This is a genomic window from Ramlibacter sp., assembly GCF_029866045.1.
Classification (GTDB): domain Bacteria; phylum Pseudomonadota; class Gammaproteobacteria; order Burkholderiales; family Burkholderiaceae_C; genus Ramlibacter.
This window is the reverse complement of the sequence record NZ_JARXAB010000139.1, coordinates 1-10,647: the sequence shown is the minus strand read 5'-3', so window position 1 is coordinate 10,647 and position 10,647 is coordinate 1. Positions and strand designations below refer to the sequence as shown.

General features: G+C 64.6%; 8 protein-coding genes and 1 pseudogene. 7 read left to right on the top strand and 2 right to left on the bottom strand.

Annotation, left to right across the window (positions count from 1 at the left end; translation table 11 throughout):
- From QE494_RS14395 to QE494_RS14365, 7 genes and pseudogenes are all read left to right on the top strand, one after another.
- A pseudogene (locus tag QE494_RS14395) lies at nt 1–265 on the top strand (hypothetical protein); the annotation flags it as partial.
- On the top strand, nt 262–2,166 hold the full coding sequence (locus tag QE494_RS14390) for a polysaccharide deacetylase family protein (RefSeq protein ID WP_300044284.1): 1,905 nt from the start codon (nt 262–264) through the stop codon (nt 2,164–2,166). The pseudogene QE494_RS14395 and the gene QE494_RS14390, both read left to right, overlap by 4 nt.
- A gap of 38 nt (nt 2,167–2,204) precedes the next feature.
- Nucleotides 2,205–3,020, top strand: coding sequence for a methionine ABC transporter ATP-binding protein (locus tag QE494_RS14385; protein WP_300044283.1), 816 nt, complete (start codon nt 2,205–2,207; stop codon nt 3,018–3,020).
- Nucleotides 3,021–3,025: 5 nt separating this feature from the next.
- Nucleotides 3,026–3,691 carry a methionine ABC transporter permease gene (locus tag QE494_RS14380; RefSeq protein WP_300044285.1) on the top strand — a complete coding sequence of 222 codons (666 nt, stop codon included), beginning with the start codon at nt 3,026–3,028 and terminating at the stop codon, nt 3,689–3,691.
- Nucleotides 3,692–3,737: 46 nt separating this feature from the next.
- On the top strand, nt 3,738–4,544 hold the full coding sequence (locus tag QE494_RS14375) for a MetQ/NlpA family ABC transporter substrate-binding protein (RefSeq protein ID WP_300044282.1): 807 nt from the start codon (nt 3,738–3,740) through the stop codon (nt 4,542–4,544).
- 2 nt (nt 4,545–4,546) lie between these two features.
- Entirely contained in the window at nt 4,547–5,314 is a 768-nt protein-coding gene (locus QE494_RS14370) for a GntR family transcriptional regulator (protein ID WP_300044281.1), read from the top strand.
- Nucleotides 5,311–6,021 carry a Sua5/YciO/YrdC/YwlC family protein gene (locus QE494_RS14365; RefSeq protein WP_300044280.1) on the top strand — a complete coding sequence of 237 codons (711 nt, stop codon included), beginning with the start codon at nt 5,311–5,313 and terminating at the stop codon, nt 6,019–6,021. The genes QE494_RS14370 and QE494_RS14365 overlap by 4 nt, the downstream gene beginning before the upstream one ends.
- A 29-nt stretch (nt 6,022–6,050) precedes the next feature.
- On the opposite strand, the gene QE494_RS14360 is transcribed toward QE494_RS14365, so the two are convergent.
- The gene (locus QE494_RS14360) at nt 6,051–10,019 is read right to left on the bottom strand and encodes an FG-GAP-like repeat-containing protein (protein WP_300044278.1); all 3,969 of its coding nucleotides are present in this window, start codon (nt 10,017–10,019) and stop codon (nt 6,051–6,053) included.
- Nucleotides 10,020–10,213: 194 nt separating this feature from the next.
- Nucleotides 10,214–10,647, bottom strand: a 434-nt coding sequence (locus QE494_RS14355; protein WP_300044277.1) for a Crp/Fnr family transcriptional regulator, incomplete at its 5' end; no start/stop codon positions are given.

Genomic DNA, 10,647 nt, shown 5'->3' with positions numbered 1-10,647 from the left:
GCCTTTTGACCAGCTCTGGGTTCATTTGCAAGACGGGCAGGTCCTGGCCTCGCCCGAGGTGCGCCGGCCGCGCGGGCATGCCGACCTGCCCATGTCGGCCGAGCAGGTGCACGCCAAGTTCATCGACGCTGCCGGCTATGGCGGTCTGTCGGCGGTGCAGGCGGAGGCGGTCTATCTGGACTGGATGGGTCTGCCCCAGCACGCGGATGTCCGCGCGCTCGGCTGGCCGACGCCGGCTGATGCTGGCGCAGAGGCTGCGCAATGAAATCGATCCGCGACTTTGTGCGCTACGCGCCCGTGCCGGGGCGTCCGCCGGTGCGCTGGCCGGGCGGCAAGCGGCTGGCCGTCTGGATCGTTCCCAACATCGAGTTCTACGAGTACACCCCGCCGCCGGCGGTGGGGCGCGAGACCTGGGACCGCGTGCCCCAGCACCCCGATGTGCGCGAATACGGCTTTCGCGACTACGGCAACCGGGTCGGCCTGTGGCGCATGGACGAAGTGCTGCAGGACTATCCGGTCCGCCCCACCGTGTCCCTGAACCTGGGGATGCTGGACCACTTCCCCGAGATTGGCCGCCTCATTCGCGACCGGGGCTGGGCGGTGATGAGCCACGGCCTGTACAACACCCGCTTTCTCTACGGCATGGACGAGGCGCAGGAGCGCGCCTTCTACCGGGAGAACATCGAGGCGCTCAAGCGCCACACGGGCATGGACCTGCAGGGCATCCTCACCCCGGCCATCACCAACACCGAGCGCACGCCCGCCCTGATCGCCGAGTCCGGCATGGTCTATCACGCCGACTGGGTGCATGACGACATTCCGGTGCCGATTCTGGTTCCGGGGCATCGGCTCATCTCGCTGCCTTATTCCTATGACCTGAACGACGCCCCGCTGTGGGACGGCCGGCCCTATGGCGGGCCCTACTTCGTGCAGGCCTGCAAGGACGCCTTCGACCGGCTCTATGCCGAAAGCGACGAGGGCGGCCGGGTGCTGTGTATCGCCCTTCACCCTTACCAAATTGGCCAGCCTCATCACATTGGCCATCTGCGCGAAGTGCTCGACCACATCGCCGGCCATGAAGGCGTCTGGTTCGCCACCGCCGACGAGATGGCGCACCATTTCCTCGAGCACCATTACGACGAGCAGCTGGCGCATGCGCAGGCGGTGCAGCAGCGTGCCGACGAGGCCCTGGCGCGCGCCCAGAGCGCCCGTGTTGCGGTGCCGGCCACCTGGCCGCCGACGGATCGCCAGCCCGGCCCCTGGCCGGCGAACGGGCAGCCGGGTTACGACCACCCGCACCTGGCTTGGTCGCCGCTGCCCGAGCGGCCGGTGCTGCGCTGGCCTGGGCCGGGACAGCTGGCGGTGGTGCCGCTCTTGGTGCTGGAGGCCTACGAGGACCCGCTGCCCGAGGGCTGGCCCCAGGTGCGCAGCGTGGGCGGCGGGCTGATTCGCGACTTCCCCAACATCTCGCGGGTGTCCACCCGGGAATACGGCCACCGGGTTGGCATCTATCGCCTGCTCGACGCGCTGCGCCAGCGGGGCATTCGCCCTACGGTGGCGGTCGACGCACTGACCGCGGAGCAGTACCCGGAGCTGATCGACCAGCTGCGCGCTGACGAGGCGGAGTTTGTCGCCCACGGCCTCTCGGTCACCCGGCCGCAGACCAGCGCGATGACGCCAGACGAAGAGCGCGCCTACATCGCCGAAACCCTTTCGCGCCTGCGCGCCTGCGGCGTCCACACCCGCGGCTGGTTTGGCGCCGACTACAGCGAGTCCACGCTGACCCCGCAACTGCTCGGGGAATACGGCGTCGAGTACCTTTCGGACTGGGCCAACGACGAGCAGCCGTATCCCATGACGACGCCCGGCGCTTTGGTGGCCACGCCCCTGTGGGCCGACTTCGACGACCAGACCGTTTTGATCAACCGCATGTGCAATCTGGACCTCTTCGAGGACCACTACCGCAAGGCCCTGGACCAGCTAGCACGCGACAGCCAGCGCAGCGCGCGGCTCCTGCACCACGCGGTGCGGCCATGGGTGATGGGGGCGCCGCTGCGCATTGCCAGCTTCGAACGCATGCTCGATCACGCGCTGTCGCTGCCCCAGGTCTGGACGCCGCGCCTCGGTGAGGTGGTCGACGCCTGGCGGACGGTGAACAAGGATTGACCGAAGCGACCGAACCGAACCGAATTGAATAGAACCTCATGAGCCCTGAAAAAACGGATTCCCCACCCGGCAGCGCGGCGCCGATGATCGTGCTCGAGCAGGTGTCCAAGACCTTTGGCGCCGGCACAGGCGCGGTCCACGCCCTGCACCCCACTGACCTGCGGATCGACGCCGGCGAGGTGGTGGGCCTGCTGGGCTTCTCCGGTGCTGGCAAGAGCACCCTGCTGCGCCTGATCAACCGGCTGGAGGCGCCCAGTGGCGGGCGTGTGCTGCTGCAGGGGCAGGACATCACCACGCTGGGCGACGCCGACCTGCGCCAGGTCCGTCAGCGGGTGGGGATGATCTTCCAGCAGTTCAACCTGCTGTCCAGCCGCACCGCGCTGCAGAACGTGATGTTCGGCCTGGAGGTGAGTGGCCGCGGCGGAGACGAGGTGCGCAGCCGCGCGCTGCAGGCCCTGGCTGATGTGGGCCTGAGCGACAAGGCCGAGGCCTATCCGGCGCAGCTCTCGGGCGGCCAAAAGCAGCGGGTGGCCATTGCCCGCGCGCTGGCCACCGAGCCCAGCATCTTGCTGTGTGACGAGGCCACCTCGGCACTGGACCCGCACACCGCCTTGTCTATCCTGCGCCTGCTCAAGTCGCTCAAGGAGCGACGCGGCATGACGCTGGTCATCGTGACGCATGACATCAAGGTCGCCAGCTACCTGTGTGACCGTGCCATCGTGCTGGAAAAAGGGCGGGTGGTTGATCGCATCGACATGGGTGCGCCGCAACCGGCCAGCTTGCTTGGCAAATTCTTCTTCGAAACCGCCAAGGGCTGGACCGACCAGACCGTGCTGCCGCAGGAGGACGCTTGAACGCCTTGTTCGATACCCTGGTCCAGTTCGGCCCCGACCTGTGGAAGGCCACGCTCGACACCTTTTTGATGGTCGGCGTGACCATGCTGAGCGCCGTGGTCCTGGGCACGCCCCTGGGGGTGATGCTGTTTCTCGCTGCGCCCGCCGGCCTTTACCCGCGCCCCTGGCTGCACAAGCTGGCCAGCTACCTGGTGAACGCGCTTCGCTCCTTCCCCTTCATCATCTTGCTGGTGTTGCTGATTCCCTTCTCCCGTTTGGTGGTGGGCACCAGCATCGGCCCCAAGGCGGCGGCGGTGGCCTTGTCCTTTGCGGTCATTCCCTACTTTGCGCGCTTGGTCGAACAGAACCTGCGCGACGTTCCGCGCGGCATGGTCGACATGGCCCGTTCCTGCGGCGCCTCGCCCACCCAGATCGTGCTGCGGGTGTTGCTGCCGGAGGCGATGCCCGCTCTCCTGGGCAGCCTCACCGTCACCGCCACCGGCTTCATCGCCTATTCGGCGGTGGCGGGCGCGGTGGGCGCGGGCGGCCTGGGTGACCTGGCCATCCGCTTCGGCTACTACCGTTTCGAAACCGGCGTGATGATCTGGTGCGTGATCATCATGTTCGTGCTGGTCCAGTCCACCCAGTGGCTGGGAGACTGGCTGGTGCGTCGCTCGGACAAGCGCACCTGATTCACGCAAGGCAGTTCCACAACCCTTTTTTCAACAGGAGATACCCATGAAACCTCGTCGCCTCGTTCTCACCCTGCTGTCTGCACTGGCTCTGACCAGCGCCGGCCTCGCCCAAGCCCAGGCCGTGCTGCGCATCGGCTTCTTCCCCGGCCCCTACGCTGACCAGTTCAAGCGCGGCGTGCAGCCCTATCTCGAGAGCCAAGGCATCAAGGTCCAGGCCACCGAGTTCTCCAACATCATTCAGCTCAATACCGCGCTGATGGACGGCTCGCTCGACGCCAACGTGTTCCAGAACCGCGCCTTCATGGACAGCTTCAACACGCAGCAAAAGGCCACCCTGGTCGAGGTGCTGCAAGTGCCCAGCGCGCCGCTGGGTGTCTATTCCGCCAAGCACAAGGACCTCAAGGCGCTGCCCAATGGCGCCAAGATCGCGGTGCCCAATGACCCGACTTCCATGGGCCGGGCCCTGGCCTTCCTGCAGCAGCAAGGCCTGCTGACCCTCGACCCCGCCGTCGCTCCCGGCCGCGCCACCGAGCGCAACGTGACCGGCAACCCGAAGAACCTGCAGCTCGTGCTGCTGGACGCGCCGCAAATGCCGCGTGCCATGCCTGAGGTCGACGCTGCTGCCATCCTGGGCAACCACGTACTCGCCGCCGGCATGCTGCTGAGCTCCGCCCTGGCCATGGAAGATCCCGCACCCCAGTACCGCATCATCCTGGTCGCCCGCCAAGACGTGGCCAAGAGCGACCTGGTCAACAAGCTGGTGACTGGCTACAAGTCGCAGGAGTACCGCCGCTTCGTCGAGACCGACCCCAAGGCCAAAGGCTTCTCTCGCCCCGAATACTGGCGGTGAATATGAGTCAGCCGATCCAGGCCACCGCCAACGTGGCCAGGGCCTGCGAGGTCATCCGAGATGGCATTCGCAAGGGCACCTACCCGGGAGGGGCCTGGATTCGGGAGATGGCAATCGCCGAACTGGCACAGGTCTCACGCACTTCGGTGCGCCAGGCCCTCAACGTGCTGGCGCTGGAGGGCTTTGTTGAACTCCACCCCAATCGGGGGGCGATGGTCATCGACTGGTCAGACGACAACTTGCTGGAGGTCTTCGACGTCCGCGTGATGCTTGAGTCTTATGCCTGCGAATTGGCGGCGCAACGTGCTACCGACGGAGACATCGACCAAATCGCGCGCGAGGCCGACCGCTTTTCGGCGCTGGTGGAGAAGGTCGGCGCCGAGGCCGGCACCCGGGGCGGCGACCGTCAGCGCCACCTCATAGCCCAATCCAACAACGACCTGCATCAGCAGATTCTTTCCGCCTGTCGCAACCAGCGCCTATCGTCCCTGTTGGTAGCTGTGGTGCAGGTGCCGATGGTCCACCAGACCTTTGCGCGCTACGACCGCGACGACCTACGCCGCAGCGCAGCGCAGCACCAGGACCTGGTCCAAGCGATTCGTCGCCACGACAGCGAGTGGGCACGGGCGGCCATGCAGTCCCACATCCTCGCCGGCAAGCAGGTGATCTTCGCTGGCAAGGCCTCGACTTCAGTCACTCCCCCGGCTGGATCTCCCCCGGCCTCTCAGGCCGAATCTCGTAAACCCGGTAAGACACGGACCTCTCGATGAGTGTGCTTCACCCCGAACAGGACGCCCGCCGGGCGTTGCAAGCCATGCAGGCGGGCGGGATCGCCATCCTGCCCAACGACGTGGGCTATTCGCTCATCGCCGCCCAACCGCTGGCCTTGCGCAAAATCTTCGACACCAAGCGCCGCGCCCCGCAGAAACTCAATGCCATGCTGGGCAACGACGACCTGCACAAGGCCCTGCACAAGGTGAGCAGCCGTGGCCGGGAAATCGTCGACGCCATCACGCGCGACTATGACTTGCCCTTGGGCCTGGTCGCCCCTTGCGACACCGAGCATCCTCTGCTGCGCCAGCTCGACCCCGACATCTATGAGCGCAGCACCAAGGGCGGCACCCTGCTCATGCTGCTCAACGCCGGCCCCCTGCACCGGGCCATCACCGCGCTCAGCTTCGAAACCGGTACCCTGCTCTTTGGGTCGTCCGCCAACCTCTCGCTGCACGGCACCAAGTTCCGGGTTGAGGACATCGAACCGGAGATTCGGGCGATTGCCGATGTGGTCATTGACCACGGCCTGGTGAAGTACCACCCCTGGCAGGCCTCCTCTACCTTGCTTGATTGCGAGACCCTGCAGGTGCTGCGCTTTGGTTCTTGCTACGAGAACATTGCCGACATTCTGTGGCGGCACTTCCGGGTGCGGCTGCCGGAGCGGCCGGCGGCTTCTTCAGTGACGCCAAGCACTGGCTCCTGACCCTCGCCGCTTCAGAGCGTGCTTCAGACTCAGGCAATCACCTGGAAATCCAGATACCCGATGAAGGGATGGGAGGTCGCACCCAGCAGGGCAATTTGCACGGCGGCGGTGGCGCCGCTGCCGTCTTGGTCGTAGTACAGGGCGCCGGAGGCGGTGTTGTAGATGATTCGGTCATCGGCATCCATCCCGCGGGTGGCTGTCGACGATGAGAGAAATTGTTCGATCCCTAGCGTCTCGCCCGATCCGAGAGCGGCAAACACGGTCCTGCTCAGCTGAATCAGGTCCACACCCGCCAGGAAATCGGTGACGGTGTCGCGGTTGGTGGTGGCGTTGGGCAGGGTATCAAATACGAAGCGATCGACTCCACCGCCGCCGGTGAGGCTGTCGTTGCCCGAGCTGCCTCGCAGGACATCGTTGCCCAAGCCGCCGGTGAGGCTGTCGTTACCGCCGCCGCCCAGGAGGGTGTCGTCGAAGGCGGTCCCTGTGAGGTTGTTGGCGCCGTCGTTGCCTTGGAGGGTGAGGGCGTTGAGGACGGCCGAGGCGTTGACGTTCAGGGCAGTGGATCCCGTTGTGATGGCTGAAGTTCCGTTACCTGTGCCCAGGGTGACCCGCTCGATGCCGGTGTCACCGGCGAAAAGAGTGAGGGTCGAGGCGGTGGTGGCGACAAAGCGCAACTCGTCGACGCCCGAGGTGCCGGTGTCGGAAATCTCGGCGGCGGTGTGCTCTGAGCTTGTCCCAATTAGGTAGAGGTCTGAGCCATTGCCGCCGTCCATGGCGTCAACACCCAGGCCGCCGGTGATGAGGTCGTCACCGCCAGCCCCTGCGAGGGTGTCGTTGCCCGCGCCGCCGGTGAGGGTGTCGTTGCCGCTACCGCCGGTCAGACGATCGGCCAGGGCCGATCCGGTGAGGGTGGTGGCTGCGCCGGTGTTGGTGACGGCAAAGCCCAGGCCGGAGGTGATGGCTGCGAGGTTGACGGCCAAGCCGCTGGTGCTGAGGTTGGCGGTGCCGGCGTTGGTGCTGGCCGATGTCGCCGTCCAGGCCGTGTGGACGGTGGCGAGGGCGGTGGCGCCAGCGGAGACTTTGAGCACGTCGGTGCCGCCCTGGCCCAGGTCGGTCACGGTGTCGGTGCCTGCGGCGACGGTGAAGGTGTCCAGGCCTAGGCCGCCGGTGAGGGTGTCGTTTCCGCCACCGCCTTTGAGGGCGTCGTTACCGCCGCCGCCCAAGAGGGTGTCGTCGAAAGCGGTGCCAGTGAGGGTGTTGGCGCCGTCGTTGCCTTGGAGGGTCAGTGCGTTGAGCACGGCTCCGGCGTTGACGTTCAAGGCGGCCATTCCGGTGGTGACGGCCTGAGCAGCGGTGCCGGTGCCCAGAGTAACCCGCTCGATGCCGGTGTCACCGGCGAAAAGAGTGAGGGTCGAGGCGGCGGTGGCGGCAAAGCGCAGCTCGTCGATGCCGGAGGTGCCGCTGTCGGCGACCTCGGCAGCGGCGTGCTCTGAGCTTGTCCCAATTAGGTAAAGGTCTGAGCCATTGCCGCCGTCCATGGCGTCAGTGCCCAGGCCGCCAGTGATCAGGTCATTTCCGCCCGACCCGACTAGGCGCTCACTGCCGGAAGTCCCTGCCAGCGAAATTCCGATAACGACGCCGGTCGAGTTCGCGCTCTCCAGGGTGCCTGCGAGGTCGGTGTACTGGGCCACCACAGTCACCTGCCGCCCGCCGTCACTCGCTTGCAGCAGGTATGTGCTGGCGGTCGCGCCCGGGATGTCTTGCCCGTCGACATGCCACTGGTAGCTGACAGCCCCCATGCCATCGAGGTCGGCCAGAGTGTCGCTCGCCTGGAGGGTGTTGCCCACCCTGGCCACGCCAGCGATCGTCACCGATCCCGTGGGGCGGTCATTGACATTTGCCACCACAGCGGCCGCCACCTCGGTGCTATAGAAGACCTTGGTCCCTCCGAGCCACCCCGACGCCAGCAGATCGGTCAGCCCGTCGGCGTTGATGTCCATCGCCAGCAGGGAGGTCAACTCTCCGCTTCCTTGGCCGATTTGCGTCTGGCTTGAAAAGCCTCCCTGTCCGTTGCCTATGGCGAGGATTACGCCGTCACTGTCCAGGGCAAGTGCGACGTCTTGAATTCCGTCGGCATTGAAGTCGGCAATACGGGTGGCGTAAACACTGCGCCCATCCGGCACGACGATCTGCGCGCCGGGCTGAAAGGAGCCCGTTCCATCTCCCAGGTAGGTGCGGCCGCTGAGGACGAGGTCTTGGTGGCCGTCGTCGTTCAGGTCGCCAACATCAACCGAATACAGAAAATAGGAGCTGATGTCGAATGATTCACTGAAGCCCCCCTCCCCGTCGCCTAGCCACACTTCCAGGTGCGACGCAAATCGGGCATTGACGACGAGGTCGGTATGACCATCGTGATTAAAGTCAGCACTCAGGATCTGGGCTCCTTGGTTACCGGACCACTGATTGCCTTCTAACTCGTGCGTGACGCCAGTCAGGCTGAACTCCCCGGAGCCGTTGCCCAGCGCGACGCTCCATCCGTTATCGCTCATCAGAATCAAATCCGCGAACGCATCGCCATTGACAAGGGCGGTTCCAGCCAAATTGCCCACTTGCGCCTGGTCTAAACCCGACGAGACAAATTCAGGCAAATACATGCTATAGCTGAGGACGTCGTAAGGTGTCCAGGGTGCATCCAGCAGGAAGGTTCCGTACCGCCCCTGTGGATCACGAGCGATCAGATCGGGCCGTCCATCCCCGTCGATGTCCGCGCTGGTCAGAAATTGCGCTGTGGTGCCGAACCAGGACCAGGGCTTGGCCGTGCCCACCCATCTGAGCTGTCCGGCATCGTCTATCCATACCGCGTAAGCTTGCATGGCGGGAGCGCTGATTGCGAGCGCATAGGGCTGTCCCCCACCGCTCCCAGTCATTTCGTGAAGTACGCCACTGGCGAACCACCCATTCGACTGTTCGTATGCAAGCGGGGATGCAATGACCCTGGCGCTGGCAGTGACTGTTCCGCTGGCACCATCTCCCTCGACATAGCTCACAGCGACGGAGATTGATTTCCCAACTTGATCCTGGGTCAGCGTCAAAGCGGAGGCGTTGGCACCATCAATGGCCACGCCATCGGCCAGCCATTGGTAGGTCATCGAAGTGAATCCATCCAAGTCGGCCAATGTGGACACCGCCGTGAGCGTTTCCCCTTGCCGGGCGACCCCGCGCACGATCACGCCACCTGTTGTTTCGAAGGCAGCGTCCAAGACTTCGGAGGTGGGACTGCTCACAACATGTTCGGTGACACCGCCACCGTCCTGGTAGGACACGGCGACGTTGATTGCCTTGCCGACCAAAGCCTGGCTCAACAAAAGCGTGCTGCTAGTGGCGCCAGCGATTGCCAGACCGTTGGCCGTCCATTGGTATTGGACCGCCCCTGGCCCAGACGAGGGAATGCCGTCATCGTCTGCCAAACTGTTTTCAACCCAGATCGTTTCGCCCTGGGTTGCGGTACCGCTGATGGAGAGAGTTCCGGTCGGCAACTTGTTGAGGAGGCCCCAAGGCTCATACTCCACGATGAACCATTGCCCTAGCCCTTGATACCCAGAAAAGGGGTAGTCGAACCAGCCTCCAGCCTCCCTCTGCCAGTGCAGTACCGCGTAGTCCTCATTGCCAAGGTTGTTCGGCTCACCGCTTGCCCAGTCTGTGAACGTGGCGACAGAGTTCATCTCGGGGCCAGCCATCCAGACCCAAGTGCCCTCGGACACACTGTCGCTTAGCGCGATCCAAGGTGTTGCCCTCTCATTCGAGTAGTAATAAGGGAAAACAAATTGCGTCCAGAGCGCGAGGCTTTCCGCGTGGTCGCTCAGCGTCAACAAGTGACCTTGCATCCCTTGATAGACGCGGGTCTCGGAGAGCAAGAGCGCGTCTTGGAAGGAAACCGCCGACTTGACAAGTTCGTAATGGTGGCCTTGGTATTCGTAGGTATCCTGAGCTTGGGTCATTGTGACTCCCTCGATAATGCCTACCCGGCAATATTTGATTCGCTGCGTGGTTTGTTTGCTGCGCTGCGTCCAACTGGGCAGGAATATTTCGGAATTATTTATCAAATTGGCCCCCAATTTGATTGCCGCCCCTAATTAATGGCGGGTATATCCCGAGGCCATGTAGTAGCCCGTACAGGCCGCATACAACTCGATCAGACCGCAACCCCGCAGCTTTCCCGAAGCCGCTCGGCCTGGATCAGGCTGATCTTGCCCCGACCCAGTGCAATGGCGCCGGTTTTCTCCAGGACCTTCAACTCCCGGTTGATGCTCTGGCGAGTGGCTCCCAGGATGTCTGCGAGCTCCTCCTGGCCGATGGCCAGTTGCGCCCCGTGCTCCGCAAACAACCCGCGCAGGATGCGCGCCAGCCGCGGGGCCAGGGCCAGGGTGTGGCTCTCCCCGAGTGACTCGTAGAGGCGCCTGGAGCGGGCGCACAAAAGCCGCAAGATCTCCCAGGACAGGGTCGGGTCTCCTTGGAGCGCCGACACAAACGCGTCGCGCGGGATATGCAGGATCGTCGCGTCTTCCCGGCAATAGGTGTCGTGGATCTGGGGCCGCTCGTCGATCAGGGGAATGAGTGACTGGAACT